General features: G+C 74.4%; 13 protein-coding genes and 1 pseudogene. 6 read left to right on the top strand and 8 right to left on the bottom strand.

Annotated features, from left to right (window positions below; genetic code table 11):
- Positions 1-6: 6 nt before the first annotated feature.
- From AB0O82_RS08960 to AB0O82_RS08950, 3 genes are all read right to left on the bottom strand, one after another.
- Positions 7-1,074 (bottom strand): S-adenosylmethionine:tRNA ribosyltransferase-isomerase, encoded by a 1,068-nt coding sequence (locus AB0O82_RS08960; protein ID WP_363581652.1) that lies wholly within the window; start codon positions 1,072-1,074, stop codon positions 7-9.
- A complete protein-coding gene (locus AB0O82_RS08955) occupies positions 1,071-1,820 on the bottom strand; it encodes an SDR family NAD(P)-dependent oxidoreductase (protein ID WP_363581650.1) in 750 nt (249 codons plus the stop codon). Before AB0O82_RS08955 ends, AB0O82_RS08960 begins: the two co-directional genes overlap by 4 nt.
- Before the next feature lie 72 nt (positions 1,821-1,892).
- Positions 1,893-2,861 carry a pseudouridine synthase gene (locus AB0O82_RS08950; protein ID WP_363581648.1) on the bottom strand — a complete coding sequence of 323 codons (969 nt, stop codon included), beginning with the start codon at positions 2,859-2,861 and terminating at the stop codon, positions 1,893-1,895.
- Between the two features lie 145 nt (positions 2,862-3,006).
- On the opposite strand from AB0O82_RS08950, the gene AB0O82_RS08945 reads away from it, so the two are divergent.
- The 3 genes from AB0O82_RS08945 (at position 3,007) to AB0O82_RS08935 (ending at position 5,782) form a co-directional block, all read left to right on the top strand.
- Positions 3,007-4,095 (top strand): PP2C family protein-serine/threonine phosphatase, encoded by a 1,089-nt coding sequence (locus tag AB0O82_RS08945; protein WP_363581646.1) that lies wholly within the window; start codon positions 3,007-3,009, stop codon positions 4,093-4,095.
- Positions 4,096-4,260: 165 nt separating this feature from the next.
- Positions 4,261-4,650 (top strand): DUF3224 domain-containing protein, encoded by a 390-nt coding sequence (locus AB0O82_RS08940; RefSeq protein ID WP_363581644.1) that lies wholly within the window; start codon positions 4,261-4,263, stop codon positions 4,648-4,650.
- A 103-nt stretch (positions 4,651-4,753) separates the two neighbouring features.
- Complete coding sequence (locus AB0O82_RS08935) at positions 4,754-5,782, top strand: DUF5995 family protein (protein ID WP_363581642.1); 1,029 nt, start codon at positions 4,754-4,756, stop codon at positions 5,780-5,782.
- On the opposite strand, the gene AB0O82_RS08930 is transcribed toward AB0O82_RS08935, so the two are convergent.
- On the bottom strand, positions 5,743-7,182 hold the full coding sequence (locus tag AB0O82_RS08930) for a GuaB1 family IMP dehydrogenase-related protein (RefSeq protein ID WP_363581640.1): 1,440 nt from the start codon (positions 7,180-7,182) through the stop codon (positions 5,743-5,745). The genes AB0O82_RS08935 and AB0O82_RS08930 overlap by 40 nt on opposite strands.
- 297 nt (positions 7,183-7,479) lie before the next feature.
- Here AB0O82_RS08930 and AB0O82_RS08925 point away from each other — a divergent pair, with 297 nt between their 5' ends.
- Together AB0O82_RS08925 and AB0O82_RS08920 are read left to right on the top strand one after the other, a co-directional pair.
- Positions 7,480-8,970, top strand: coding sequence for an SDR family NAD(P)-dependent oxidoreductase (locus tag AB0O82_RS08925; protein WP_363581895.1), 1,491 nt, complete (start codon positions 7,480-7,482; stop codon positions 8,968-8,970).
- 41 nt (positions 8,971-9,011) lie between these two features.
- Positions 9,012-9,464 carry an NUDIX domain-containing protein gene (locus AB0O82_RS08920; protein WP_363581638.1) on the top strand — a complete coding sequence of 151 codons (453 nt, stop codon included), beginning with the start codon at positions 9,012-9,014 and terminating at the stop codon, positions 9,462-9,464.
- A 123-nt stretch (positions 9,465-9,587) separates the two neighbouring features.
- Here AB0O82_RS08920 and AB0O82_RS08915 read toward each other — a convergent pair.
- A pseudogene (locus AB0O82_RS08915) lies at positions 9,588-9,710 on the bottom strand (ATP-binding cassette domain-containing protein); the annotation flags it as partial.
- A gap of 796 nt (positions 9,711-10,506) precedes the next feature.
- Here AB0O82_RS08915 and AB0O82_RS08910 point away from each other — a divergent pair.
- The gene (locus AB0O82_RS08910) at positions 10,507-11,175 is read left to right on the top strand and encodes a hypothetical protein (protein WP_363581636.1); all 669 of its coding nucleotides are present in this window, start codon (positions 10,507-10,509) and stop codon (positions 11,173-11,175) included.
- A gap of 48 nt (positions 11,176-11,223) precedes the next feature.
- On the opposite strand, the gene AB0O82_RS08905 is transcribed toward AB0O82_RS08910, so the two are convergent.
- The 3 genes from AB0O82_RS08905 to AB0O82_RS08895 all read right to left on the bottom strand — a co-directional run.
- Complete coding sequence (locus tag AB0O82_RS08905) at positions 11,224-11,901, bottom strand: YoaK family protein (RefSeq protein WP_363581634.1); 678 nt, start codon at positions 11,899-11,901, stop codon at positions 11,224-11,226.
- 59 nt (positions 11,902-11,960) lie between these two features.
- Positions 11,961-12,695: an MgtC/SapB family protein gene (locus tag AB0O82_RS08900; protein ID WP_063346501.1), complete on the bottom strand. Its 735-nt coding sequence runs from the start codon at positions 12,693-12,695 to the stop codon at positions 11,961-11,963.
- A 129-nt stretch (positions 12,696-12,824) separates the two neighbouring features.
- Positions 12,825-13,740: divalent metal cation transporter (locus AB0O82_RS08895; RefSeq protein ID WP_363581632.1), on the bottom strand; the 916-nt coding region annotated here is incomplete at its 5' end.

Below are 13,740 nucleotides of genomic sequence, written 5' to 3'. Positions count from 1 at the left end.
GCGGGCTCAGTCCGGCAGGAGCAGGTTCACGTCGCCGAACTCGTGCCAGAGGTAGCGGTGCTGGACGGCGGCCCGGTAGCACTCGGCGAGCAGGGGCCGCCCGGCGACGGCGGCCAGCATCAGCAGGTGCGAGGCGCGGGGCTCGTGCCAGCCGGTGAGCAGGCCGTCGACCGCGCGCACCCCGCGCTCCGGAGTGATCACCAACTCCGTCCAGCCGTCCGCCTCCTGGACGGTGCCGTCCGACGCGGCGGCCGACTCCAGGGCGCGCACCACCGTGGTGCCGACGGCGATCACCCGCCCACCGCCGGCCCGCACATGGCCGACCAGACGGGCGGTGGCCGCCGGGACGTGGAACCGCTCGGCGTACGGCGCCTCGTGCGCCTCCGGCGAGGCCACCCCGGTGTGCAGCGTGACCGGCGCGACCAGCACCCCGCGACCCGCCAGGCGGGCCACCACCTCCGCGCTGAACGGCCTTGCGGCGCTCGGCATCTCACTGCTGCCGGGGACGGCCGCGAAGACCGTCTGGTAGGCCTCGATCGGCCAGTCGCGGTCCACGTAGCCGTAACGGATCGCCTTGCCGTGCACCTCCAGGTACGGCAACATCCTTGCTGGCAGCGCCAGTTCGGCGCACCAGAGCCGGGCGGTGAACGGTGCGACCAGCTCGGCCGCGCCGCCGGCGGGCAGCGCCACCCGCAGACCGGGGCGGGCCGGGGAGTCGGCCGGCGGGTAGTAGGCGGCCGCCGACCCCGGCACCACCCGCCGCAACTCCACCAGGTGGGAGCCGCGTTGGTCGGGCTGGGCGGAGGACAGGTGCAGCGCGACCGCCGTACCGTCGGGCAGCCGGCCGGGCAGCGCGGCCGGCAGGGTGGCCGAGTTGTTGACCACCAGCAGGTCACCCGCGCGCAGCACCTCGGGCAGCTCGGTGAAGCGGTGGTGCTCGACGCTCCCCCGGTCGCGCCGGCCGACCAGCATCCGCACGCCGTCCCGCGCCCCGCCGCGTGCCTCCGCCGGTGCCCGGGCGGAGAGTTCGGGCGGCACGGCGACGTCGAGGCCGAGGTCCACGAGTCCGGTCATCGCCCACCCCGGGCCGCGGCCCTCAGGTCCTCGGCGCGGTAGCGGCCGGAGGCGGCCCGGTCGTGCAGCAGTCCGAGCAGGACCGGCACCACCTCCTCGGGCAGCGGCTCGCCGGAGATGTCCTCACCGGGGCTGGCCTCCTGCAACATCCCGGTGCGCATGCTTCCCGGGTCCACCGCCCACACCCGCAACTCCGGTTCCTCGCGGGCGAGTACGGCGGTGGCATGGTCGAGCGCCGCCTTGCTGGCGCCGTAGCCGCCCCAGCCGAGGTAGGGCACGACGGCGGCGTCCGAACTGATGTTGAGCACGCTCCCGGCGCGGGCACGCAGCTGAGGCAGGAGGAGCTGGGTGAGGGCGATCGGGGCGAGCGCGTTGACCTCGAAGGTCTCCAGCAGGTCCGGCAGCGGGAAGTCGGCCAGCCGGGGCAGCGGCTCGGCGCCGGGCGCGGTGGCACCGTTGAGCGTACCGGCATTGTTGACCAGCAGGCTCGCGCCGCCGAGCCCGTCGGCGGCCGCGGTCAGGTGGGCACGGTGGTCGTCGTCGACGATGGAACCGGAGAGGGCGACGACCTTGGTGACGGCGGCCAGGGCCGCCTCGGCGGCGGCGAGTCCGGCCGCGCCACGGGCGCTGATCACCAGCTGCCAGCCGTCGGCGGCGAGGGCCCGGGCGAGCGCCAGGCCGAGCCCCCGGGAGGCGCCGGTGACCACGGCGACGGGGGCGGGGGCGGTGTGCTGTGCTGCGTTCATGTCCCCACCCTCGCCCCGCAGGGGGCGGCGGCGGATCGGGCGCCGGAACCGGGACCCGGTCGTCCGTTGGGCCTAGGGTGTCCGGGTCGCCGGACCTGGGCCGCCGGCCCAGGCTTGCGGGTCCGTCCAGGCGGCGAGGGTGCGGCGGGTGTCGAAGCGGCGCTCCCGGCCGGTCAGCGGGTCGGTGAACTCGACCACCGAGGCGAGGAGTTGGAGCGGGCGACGGAAGTCGTCCGGGGCCGGTTCGGGCAGCACCACCGGATACACCGGGTCACCGAGGATCGGCACGCCGAGGCCGCACATGTGCAGCCGCAGCTGGTGGGTGCGCCCGCTCAGCGGCCGCAGCCGGTAGCGGGCCAGGCCGTCGCGGCGTTCCAGGAGGTCGATCCGGCTCTCGCTGTTCGGCGGCGCGTCGAGCTCCCGGGCCGCGATCACCCCGCGCTCCTTGAGGATGTGGCTGCGCACGGTGCGCGGCAGGTCCAGCGCCGGGTCGTACCGGGCGATCGCCTGGTACTCCTTGCGCACCAGCCGGTCGCTGAACAGGGTCTGGTAGGCACCGCGCTCCTCGGGCCGCACCACGAACATGGCCAGGCCCGCGGTGAGCCGGTCGAGCCGGTGCGCGGGGCTGAGGGCGGGCAGGTCGAGACTGTGCCGCAACCGGGACAGCGCCGTCTCGACGACGTGCCGGCCGCGCGGGGTGGTCGCCAGGAAGTGCGGCTTGTCGACGACGACCAGGTGCTCGTCGCGGTGCAGCACCTCCAGTTCGAACGGGACGCGGACCTCCTCGGGGAGGTCCCGGTAGAACCACAGGTGCGCGCCGGGCCGGAACGGCTCGTCCGGGGCGACCGGGCCGTGCTCGCCGACGATCTCGCGGCCGCTCAGCGCCGCATCGATCCGCGCGGCGGCCACGGCCGGCAGCCGCTCGACCAGGTAGGCACGGACGGACGGCCAGGGGCCCTCGGGCGGCAGCCGCAGGTGCACCGGGTCCACACCGTGGCGCTGCGGGAGGGGGGAGGCCGGGCGGCGGCTCTTGCGTCTCATCTCCCGGCCAGCGTAGTCCGCCCGCTCGGGGCGGCCTCGGCCGAGGTCCCCGAGCCGCCCCGGTCCCCCGAGGTGCCGCTCACGGGGAGTGCGGAGCACAGTGGACGGTAGGTCGCCAATCCGCCGGGAGCAGCCGGGAGGACGTGTGAGCGCAGACGGCCCGGACGGTGTGCCACCGCTGCACCTGCCGCGGCGCACCCGGATGCTGCTGGTCGGCGCCTTCGGGCTGCTGGTCGCCGCCGTGGTGGCCGACCTGGTGACGGGGCCGGGGACGACCCTCTCCCCCGTACTGGCCGTCGCGCCGGTCCTGGCCGGGGCGACCACCCGCAGCGCCCGGGTGCCGCTGGCCGCCGGGGGCATCGCCGTCGTGGCGGTCGGGCTGCTGGAGACCACCAACACCGAACTGCCGGCCGAGGTGCACATCACCGCGCTGATCACGGTGCTCGCGGCGACCCTGGCCAGCGCCGCCAACGTCGTCCTGGTGTCGGCCCGGGAGCGGGAGCTGTTCCACGTCCGGACGGTCGCCGAGGCGGCACAGCGGGCCCTGCTGCGCCCGCCGCCGGAGCGGATCGGGCGGCTGCGCACCGCGGTGCGCTACGTCGCGGCGGCGGCCGAGGCACGCATCGGCGGGGACCTGTACGCGGTGGTCGACACCCGCTACGGCACCCGGATCCTGCTCGGGGACGTGCAGGGGCACGGGCTGCCGGCGGTGGAGACGGCGGCGGACGTGCTGGGGGTGTTCCGCGAGGCGGCCCGGACGGAGCCAGATCTCGCGCGGCTGGCCGAGCGGCTGGACGCGGCGCTCGCCGCCCGACCGGACGAGGGGCGCTTCGCCACCGCGCTGCTGCTGACCGTGCCCGCGGAGCGGGGGCCGGCCGGCGTGGTCAACTGCGGGCACCCGCCCCCGCTGCTGCGCCGCGCGGGCCGGGTGCGCGCGCTGACGCCGCCGTACGCCGCGCCGCCGCTCGGGCTGCGGGGGCTGACCGGTGACGGGTATCCGACGGTCCACTTCGAGCCGCTGCCGGGGGACCTGCTGCTCCTGTACACCGACGGCATCACCGAGGCCCGCAACGCCGAGGGGCGGTTCTACCCGCTGGAGGAGCGGCTGCCGGGGCTGCCCGCGGGGAACCCGGCGGACCTGCTGGAGGACCTGCTCGCGGACGTCGACGGCTGGGTCGGCGACGCCGGGCTGACGGACGACGCGGCGCTGCTGGCGCTCCGCTGGGAGCACTGACGGGCGGAGGGCGGACGGCGGACGGGCAGGCAGCCAGGGGGGCAGGCGGGATGGGCGGGCCGGCGGGAGCAGTGACGGCCCGGCCGATTGTCAGAGCCGTGTGCAAGGCTTCGCACACGGTCGGTGAGGAGCCGGCCGGGTAGCGATCGTCGAAGGGAGAGCGCCATGGGGGACAAGGCCAGCGGGTCGTTCGAGCTGACCGGCTTCGAACCGGTGGAGACGGAGGAGCGCGAGGGTGCGGCCTTCGGGCGGGTCCGGATCTCCAAAAACTTCACGGGTGGGCTGAGCGGCACCAGCGAGGTGCGGATGCTCTCCGTCGCGGGCCCCTCGGGCGGCCCGGCGTCCTACGTCGCGGTGGAGCACGTGACGGGCGAACTGGACGGGCGTAAGGGCTCGTTCGTGCTCCAGCACGCGGCGTGGGACACCGGCGGGACGACCATACGCGTGGTGCCGGGCACCGGGTCGGGCGAGCTGGCCGGGCTCACCGGCGAGTTCCGCCTGACCGTCGACGAGGCCGGCACCCACACCTACGTCCTGGAGTACGAGCTGGGCTGAATCACCTGGTCTCAGCCGCGCGCCGCGCGCCGCACGCACCGGGCTGCCGTCCGCGCTGCCACGATGATGCGATCAGTGCACGATCGACATCGGAGGGTGGCGCATGCCCGGTACGACGATGGCGGCGGACGGCACGCCGGTCGCGGTGCTGGCCGCGAACACGGTCACGGCGCCTGTCGCGACACCCGTCACGACTCGGGTCACGGCGCCAGTCACGGTCGAGGAGGTGGTCGGTCGGCTGCGGGAGATCGGGGCGGTCCTGCCCCCGGCGGACGGGGTGGCGGTCTTCAACCGGCTCTACCTCACCGTCACGGAGGCCGTCCGCGACCGGCTCGGCGGCTCGTACTTCGCCGATCCGGCGGCGATGGCCGAGCTCGACACGGTGTTCGCCGGGCGCTACCTGCTGGCCGTGGCCGCCGACGCGGCCGGGCAGGAGCCGCCCGCCTGCTGGCGTCCACTGTTCGCACTGCGCGCCCACCCGGGGGTGCACCCGCTGCAGTTCGCGTTGGCCGGGATGAACGCCCACATCCAGCACGACCTGCCGCTCGCCGTCGTGGACACCTGCCTGCGTCGGGGCTGCGAGCCGGCCGGGCTCGCGGCGGACTACCACCGGATCAACGGCCTGCTGGCAGAGGTGGAGACGGCCGTCCGGGAGCAGCTGATGCCCGGCCCGGACGTGCTGGAGCGCGCCGAACCGCTCACCCACCTGCTCGGCGTCTGGTCGGTGGAGGCCGCCCGCGAGGGGGCGTGGTCCGCCGTCCAGGCGCTCTGGGAGCTGCGCGCGGTGCCGACCGCCGCGCGGGCCTTCGCCGCCGCCCTGGACTGCTCGGCCGGCCTGCTCGGCCACGCCCTGCTGCTCCCGCTCGGCCCGCACCCCGCACCGGACGCGGCCGACGGCTCACCACGCACGGCGGACGCCCCGGGCACGACGGCGGGCACGCCGGACGCACCGGGCAAGGCACCGCATGCACCGGGCACGGCGCCGGACGCACCCCACAAGGCACCGGACGCCCCCCGCACGGCGGCCGGCCGGCTCCCCGAGGCGAGGAACCGGCCGGCCGGTGAAGGAGCGGGCGCTCAGGCCCGACCCGATCAGGCCCAGCTGGAGTGCAGCGGCTTGCCCTCGGCGTAGCCGGCCGCGCTCTGGATGCCGACGATCGCCTTCTCCTGGAACTCCTCCAGGGTGTTGGCGCCCGCGTAGGTGCAGGAGCTGCGCACACCGGCCACGATCGAGTCAATCAGGTCCTCGACGCCCGGGCGGGCCGGGTCGACGAACATCCGGGAGTGCGAGATGCCCTCCTCGAACAGCGCCTTGCGGGCCCGGTCGTACGAGGAGTCCTGGGCGGTGCGGTTGCTGACCGCACGGGCCGAGGCCATGCCGAAGCTCTCCTTGTACTGGCGGCCGTCAGCGGCGGTCTGCAGGTCACCCGGGGACTCGTAGGTGCCGGCGAACCAGGAGCCGATCATCACGTTGGAGGCGCCGGCGGCCAGTGCCATCGCGACGTCGCGCGGGTGGCGGACGCCGCCGTCGGCCCACACGTGCTTGCCGAGCCGGCGCGCCTCGGCGGCGCACTCCAGCACGGCGGAGAACTGCGGGCGGCCGACGCCGGTCATCATCCGGGTGGTGCACATGGCGCCGGGGCCGACGCCGACCTTGAGGATGTCGGCGCCCGCCTCGACCAGGTCGCGGACACCGGCGGCGGAGACCACGTTGCCGGCCACGATCGGGATCCGCGGGTCGAGGCCGCGCACCGCGCGCAGCGCGCTGATCATCGATTCCTGGTGGCCGTGCGCGGTGTCCACGACCAGCACGTCGGCGCCGGCGTCGATCAGGGCCTTGGCCTTGCCGGCCACATCGCCGTTGATGCCGACGGTGGCGGCGATCCGCAGCTTGCCGGCGGCGTCCACGGCCGGGGTGTACAGGGTGGCGCGCAGCGCGCCCTTGCGGGTGAGGATGCCGACGAGCCGGCCCTCGGCGTCGACGACCGGGGCGAGCTTGCGGTGCGCCTCGGTGAGCTTGTCGAAGGCGGTGCGCGGGTCGATGTCCTCGTCCAGGAGCAGCAGGTCGCGGGACATCACGTCGGCGAGGCTGGTGAAGCGGTCCACGCCCTGGCAGTCGGAGTCGGTGACGACGCCGACCGGCTTGCCGTCCTCGACGACCACGAGGGCGCCGTGCGCGCGCTTGGGCAGCAGCGACAGCGCCTCTGCGACGGTGGCGCCCGGGGCGAGGGTGATCGGGGTGTCGTGCACCAGGTGGCGCTGCTTGACCCAGGAGACGACCTCGGCGATGACCTCGGTGGGGATGTCCTGCGGGATGGCGACCAGGCCGCCGCGGCGGGCGACGGTCTCGGCCATCCGGCGGCCCGCGATGGCGGTCATGTTGGCGACGACCAGCGGGATCGTGGTGCCGGTGCCGTCGTTCGAGGAGAGGTCGACCGCCTGCCGGGAGCCCACGGCGGAACGGCTGGGGACCATGAAGACGTCGTCGTACGTCAAGTCGTACGAGGGCTTGAGGTCGTTCAGGAAGCGCATGAAGGGGGCTCTCTGGCTGGGAGAAATTACACCTCGGGTGCGGTTGCGGCACTGCCGCCGGGCGCACTCGGGCGCCCGGCACCCAGCATTCGATTCTCCGGGACGGTGGGATCAAAAGCCAGTTCGAGGCCCATTGCTGGCACTGTGTACAAACCATGATCAATGCTCCGCGCGTAGACTTGGACGATCATCCAAGGTCGGCGGTTTTCGCCCCGGCCAGGGCCGCTCCCGTAGCATTCACGCGGTAACGGCGAGGCGAGCGGGAAGCGGCGACAGGCAATGACGGCGGGCGTGGACATCAAGCAGGACCAGAGCGGCACGGACACCGGGGAGGAGATCGACTACGGTCCCGGCCTCGACCCCGAGCGGCTGCGGCTCTGCCTGGACGTGCTCGCCGAGCTCGACCAGCTGCACGTCGACCACCCGGACGCGATCACCGTCCGCCAGGCCGTCGGCGGCATATTCCGGACGCTCAAGCAGCGCCGCCGCCAGGAGACCCGGGCCCGCAAGACCGCCAACGACCGCGAGGTCACCGCGCGCACCGCCACCGGCGCACCCACCCGGATCGACGACGAGACCGCCGGCGCCTTCGGCCTGACCACCGTCACCAGCACCGAGATCGCCGGCATCCTGGAGCGGCCCCGCTCCTGCTACACGTGCAAGCAGCGGTACGTCGAGGTCGACGCGTTCTACCACAACCTCTGCCAGGACTGCGCCGTCAAGAACCGGGCCCACCGGGACGCCCGCGCCGACCTCACCGGCAAGCGCGCGCTGCTCACCGGCGGCCGGGCCAAGATCGGCATGTACATCGCACTGATGCTGCTGCGCGACGGCGCCCACACCACCATCACCACGCGCTTCCCCAACGACGCCATCCGCCGCTTCACCGCGATGCCGGACAGCGCCGAGTGGATCCACCGCCTCAAGGTCGTCGGCATCGACCTGCGCGACCCGGCCCAGGTCATGGCGCTCGCCGACGAGGTCGCCGCCGACGGCCCGCTGGACATCCTGATCAACAACGCCGCGCAGACCGTGCGCCGCCCGCCGGAGTCCTACCGCGAGCTGATCGCCGCCGAGTCCGCGCCGCTGCCGGCCGGCGAGCTGCCGCAGGCCACCACCATCGGCCGCTTCGGCAGCGGCAGCGTCGACCTTCCCGCCCTCCCCCACCAGGCGAGCGGCGACGCGCAGCGGATGGCCGCCGAGGACGTCACCTCGCTCGCGCTCGTCACCGGCTCCGCCACGCCCGCCCGGATCGAGGCCGGCACCGCGATCGACGCCGGCGGGCTGGTGCCCGACCTCGCGCCCACCAACAGCTGGGTGCAGACCGTCCAGGAGGTCGGCCCGGTCGAGCTGCTGGAGGTCCAACTCTGCAACTCGACCGCGCCGTTCATCCTGATCAGCCAGCTGCGCCCGGCGATGGCCGCCTCCGCCTCCCGCCGCAAGTACGTCGTCAACGTCTCCGCGATGGAGGGCGTGTTCCAGCGCGGCTACAAGGGCGCCGGCCACCCGCACACCAACATGGCCAAGGCCGCGCTCAACATGCTCACCCGCACCAGCGCGCACGAGATGTTCGAGACCGACGGCATCCTGATGACCGCCGTCGACACCGGCTGGATCACCGACGAGCGGCCGCACCCGGACAAGATGCGGCTGGCCGACGAGGGCTTCCACGCCCCGCTCGACCTGGTCGACGGCGCGGCCCGGGTGTACGACCCGATCGTCCGCGGTGAGCTCGGCGAGGACCTGTACGGCTGCTTCCTGAAGGACTACGAGCGCTCCAACTGGTAATCCCCGATCCTGGCGAGGACCCCTGCGAAGGAGATGGCGAATTGACCACTGCACCGCTGCTCGGCGCAGGAATCATCGTGCCCACCGGGGACGGCCGGGTGCTGATCGGCCGGCGCACCACCGCCGGCGAGCCGCCGACCTGGAGCCTGCCCGGCGGAAAGGTCGATCCCGGCGAGTCCTTCGAGCAGACCGCGGCCCGCGAACTCGCCGAGGAGACCGGCATCGTGATGCCCGCCGAGCAGATGCGGGTGCTCGCGCTCCTGCTCGACCACGAGCTCGGCCGGCCCCGGCTGACCGCCGCCGTGCTGGCGCCGCCGAGCCTGGCCGAGGCGGTCGTCACCGAGCCGCACTCCTGCGGCGGCTGGGAGCGGGTCGCGCTGGACGCGCTGCCGGAGCCGATGTTCTACCCGTCCTCGCTGGTCCTCGGCAGCTGGCTGCCGCAACGGCCGTCGGTGGTCCGGGCCGGAACGACCGGGTACCCCGTCACCCGCTGAGGGCGCCGGGGTACCCGGCGGCACTCGGACGCCGAGAGCCCACCGCCCGGGCGGCCCATGCCGAACGGCGACGGGCCGTCAGCCGTTGCGGGCGCCCTCAGGACCGGTGATCCGCTTCAGCGAGTCGAGCGCGCCGGTCGGCTCGTCGGCGAACAGCACCTGCGGCCGGGCCGCCAGACCCCGGGCCGGCGCCACGCGCCGCGCCTGACCACCCGACAGTTCGCCGGAGCGGCGCCGCTCCATGCCGCTCCATGCCGCCCAGGCCGAACCAGGCCGAGCCGGGCCGGCGCGTCCAGGCGGGCGGCGGTGAGGTCGATCCAGCGCAGGTCGGCGTCCAGGTGGAACAGGCCGTGGTCGGCGAGCAGGGCGTCCACCAGGGCGCCGGTGCGGCGCAGTTCGGTGCGTTCGCGCATCCGGCGCAGGTGGGCGGCGCGCTGGGTGTCCAGGTACTCCTCGGCGTCGCGGCCCAGCGTCAGGACCAGCACCACCTTGGTGAACAGCACGCTCCGTAGGTTGGGTTCGGGCGCGACCGGATCCCGGAGCCAGGTCTCGAACTCCGTCGCCCCCGCGCCGGTGATCACGTAGCGCTCGCATTCGGGTCCCTCGCCGGGAACCCGGTCAGAACCCGGTCAGAACGTGGTCAGAACGTGGTCAGAACCCGGGCGGAGACACCGTCACCCGGGTGCGGGCGGGCAGGAGGCAGCCCCACGCTCACCCCCTGCACCGCACCACGGCCCGGCACCCCCACGGTCAACCGGGCCAAGCCGTCCCCTGGCACGAAGGATGCGGCCGGACCCCAGCCTGCCCGCCCGCCCGGCCGCTGCCGAGGGTCGAACGTCCCGGGTGCGCGAAGGGGCGCCGGGCGGCCGCACGCCCGGGCGTGACCCGGAACGCGACCGGCGCGCGGCGGCGCCGTCCGCAGGTCCCGGTGGTACGAGCCCGCACGACTCTTGTGCGCGGGCGGCCACCGGGTGGAAATTGGGTGACGAAGCCCCACGCCCCCACCAGCGCGCCGCCCCAACCCCCCTGAGGAGCCGTCGACGTGTCCAGCACACCCCGCCCCGCCCGGCCCTCGTCGCGCCCGCCGCGAACCGGCCGCCGGCTGCGGCGGGCCTTCGGTGCCCGGCACGAACCGCTGGTCCGGCCCGTCGACCGGGCCCGCGCCCGCGCCTGGCTGCTGAGCACCCTCGGGGCCCTGCTCGCCCTCGCCTTCGCCACCGGCAGCGCCCTGCTCGCCTACCACGCCACCGCACCCCAGGCCGACAGCGACCGCCTGCGCCTCCACAAGGTCGACGCCGTGGTGCTCACCCTCCCCGACCACGGCTCCGGCACCGGCACCGGCACCGGCGGACGCTTCGGCGCCGGCTACAGCACCCGCGTCGACGCCGAGGCCGCCTGGACCTACCCCGACGGGCAGCCGCACACCGGCACCGTCCAGGCCCCCCGCACGGCCGTCACCGGCACCGTCGTCCCCGTCTGGGTCGACCCCGCCGGCGCGCTCTCCTCGCCCCCGACCAACCGCGCCTCCGTCGCCGTCTCCGCCGTCTGCACCGGCGCCGGCGCCCTTCTCGCCCTCCTGGCCCTGCTCACCCTCGCCCTGCGCCTTCGCCTGCACGTCCTCGACCGCCGCGCCGACGAAGCCTGGACCCAGGGCTGGGCCCGCCTCGAACCCCTCTGGAGCGGCCGCGCCGGCCACCGCCAGGACGACTGATCCCTGAGGACGAGCGGGAGCCGGCGAGCGGAGGGGCGCGGCGCCGGGTCAGAGCGGGTGGGTCCAGGCCGGGGCGGGGTGGGCTCCGGCGGCCCGGTGGGTGAGGGCCGCGACGGCGACGAGGAGGGTCAGGGCGAGGGTCAGGGCGACGGGGACGTCGGCCTGGCGGATGAGGAGGGCGCCGACGAGGGCGCCGACGAACATCCAGACGGCGGAGGCCAGACGGCGGGGGCCGGTGCGGTCGGCGGCGAGGGCCGTGATGGTCATGGTGAGCACCGTGGTGGTCAGGTCGGGGACCTTGAGGGAGCGGACCACCGCGTTCTGGCCGCCCATCGCGAAGGCCAGCAACCCGATGAGGCCGTAGCGGGCCGGGTCGGAGGTGTAGCCGGCCACGGCGGCCAGGGCGATGCTCGCGGCGACGAGCACCACCTGGCCGACCACCGCCGTGGTCAGCAGCCGCCCGCGGTGGTCGGGCAGCCGCCGGGCGAGGTGGCCCCCGACCAGGGCGCCGAGCACGAACGCGGCGAGGGCGCTCAGTGAGGCGGTGGCGGAGAGTCCGGCGGCACCGGCCAGGGCGAAGCCGAGGAAGACCACGTTGCCGGTCATGTTGGCGACGAAGACGTGGCCGAGCCGGAGGTAGCTGACCGCGTCCACCAGTCCGGTGACGACGGTGAGCACCAGCAGCATCGGCACCAGCGGCCCGTGCCTGGGGTCGGGGGTGAACATCGGGACCTCCTGGTCGGCCTCGTGACGGTGCCTCCGTTCTACCTCCCCCGGGCCGCCTACTAGGCGAGCGCGGGGCGGCTCGGGTCGTCGGGTTCGTCGTCGAGGTGCCAGTGCAGGTCGCGGACGCCGGGTTCGAGGGAGAGCCGGCTGACGACCTGTTCGAGGGCCGGGGCGACCTGCCCGGTGATGGCCACGGTGGCGCGCAGGCTGGTGGCGTCGCCGCTGTCGGTACGGCGGGCGCGCAGGCCGGTAGGGGCGAGGCCGGAGGCGGACAGGGCCTGGAGCAGCAGGGCCCGGATGTGGGTCTCGGCCTTGCGCTCGCATTCCAGGTGGACGGTGGCGCGGACGGTGGAGTCGGGGTCGCTGCCGGACTGCGGGGCGCGGTCGAGCATCCGGCCGGCCGGGCGCAGGATCAGGTGGACGGCGAGGACGCCGAGCGTACCGAGGACGGCGAATTCGAGCTTCCCGGCGGCGGCGAGCACCCCGACGGCGGCCGAACACCACAGCGTGGCGGCGGTGTTGAGGCCGCGGACGCCGGCGCCGTCGCGCAGGATGACGCCACCGCCGAGGAAGCCGATGCCGGAGACGACGTAGGAGGCGACCCGGGTGGGGCTGGCGGCGTCGCCGACGGCCTCGCTGTACAACACGAACAGGGTGGCGCCGGCGGCGACCAGGGCATTGGTGCGCAGGCCGGCCATCCTGGCCCGCCACTGGCGTTCGACGCCGATGAGCGCGCCGCAGGCGACCCCGGTGGCGAGCCGGACGAGGAAGTCGGCGGTGGTCAGGGTGTGCACGACGGCACCTCCTTCACTGGGAGAGCTGGCAGAGCTGGGAGAGCGGGAAGGGCTGCGAGACCTGGGAGACGAACGGACGGGTGGCGGGCCGCTGCCCACCACCCGTCAGTCCGGGCTGCGGTCTGCGGCTCAGTGGTTGAGCGCGGTCTGGACGATCTTGATGATGACCATCACCATCGCGACCAGGAGGTAGGCGCGCAGGGCGCCCATGCCGACCTTGCGGGCGGTGGACATGACCGGCTTGCCGAGGGTCTCCAGCGGGGGCATCCGCCACTCCTCGCGGCCGGTGCGGTCGATCGGGTCCTCCTTGGTGGCGGTGCGGCCGAAGGTGAAGAAGTACCCGGCGACCAGCACACCGGCCACGCCGCAGCCGGCCATGATCCACAGGATCGCCTGCGAGCTGATGTCGGGCCAGACCACGGCGGCGGTCAGGATCAGCGACAGCATCACCAGGACCCCGACCACGGCGGAGGTGAAGGCGTTGGTCTTGGGCCCGTTGACCCACGGCCCCAGCACGGCCTTGTCGTTGCAGAGCAGCAGCAGGAACACCGTCGCCGAGGGCAGCAGCACACCCGCCAGCACCTGGACGAACTGCGTCATCAGGCCCTGGGTGTAGCCGGTGGACAGCAGCGTGATCACGGCCGCCGCGACCACCAGACCCGCGTAGATCGCGTAGAAGCCCTTGGCGCCCTTGACGCCCCGGTGCAGCGAGTGCCTGATGCCGAACACGTCGCCGATCGCGTAGGCGGTCGACAGCGACACGGCGAAGGCGCCGATGATCGAGGCGTCCAGCAGCGCGATGGCGAACAGCACGCCCACCACGTGCCCGGCCTTGTCCTCAAGGCCCTTGGCGACGGCGGCCGCGTCGGAGAACTGGCCGAAGCCGTCGGTGCCGGCGAAGGCCGCGGCGGTGAAGCCCATCATCGCGGCGGCGCCGATGATGACGATGACGATCCCGATCCACAGGTCGACCTTCTCGTACTTCATGAACCGCGGCGTGATCCGCTTGTCGATGACGTACGACTGCTGGAAGAACAGCTGCCAC

Origin of the sequence: Kitasatospora sp. NPDC088264 (assembly GCF_040685715.1) — a bacterium.
Classification (GTDB): Bacteria; Actinomycetota; Actinomycetes; order Streptomycetales; family Streptomycetaceae; genus Kitasatospora.
The sequence above is the reverse complement of the archived record's forward strand: the minus strand, read 5'-3'. Positions and strand labels throughout refer to the sequence as shown.

Bases quoted from the DNA above. Each gene is read 5' to 3' on its own strand.
- AB0O82_RS08960 (WP_363581652.1), bottom strand. From the start codon at position 1,074: ATGACCGGACTCGTGGACCTCGGCCTCGACGTCGCCGTGCCGCCCGAA.
- AB0O82_RS08930 (WP_363581640.1), bottom strand. From the start codon at position 7,182: ATGCGCTTCCTGAACGACCTCAAGCCCTCGTACGACTTGACGTACGAC.
- AB0O82_RS08940 (WP_363581644.1), top strand. From the start codon at position 4,261: ATGGGGGACAAGGCCAGCGGGTCGTTCGAGCTGACCGGCTTCGAACCG.
- AB0O82_RS08905 (WP_363581634.1), bottom strand. From the start codon at position 11,901: ATGTTCACCCCCGACCCCAGGCACGGGCCGCTGGTGCCGATGCTGCTG.
- AB0O82_RS08950 (WP_363581648.1), bottom strand. From the start codon at position 2,861: ATGAGACGCAAGAGCCGCCGCCCGGCCTCCCCCCTCCCGCAGCGCCAC.
- AB0O82_RS08955 (WP_363581650.1), bottom strand. From the start codon at position 1,820: ATGAACGCAGCACAGCACACCGCCCCCGCCCCCGTCGCCGTGGTCACC.
- AB0O82_RS08935 (WP_363581642.1), top strand. From the start codon at position 4,754: ATGCCCGGTACGACGATGGCGGCGGACGGCACGCCGGTCGCGGTGCTG.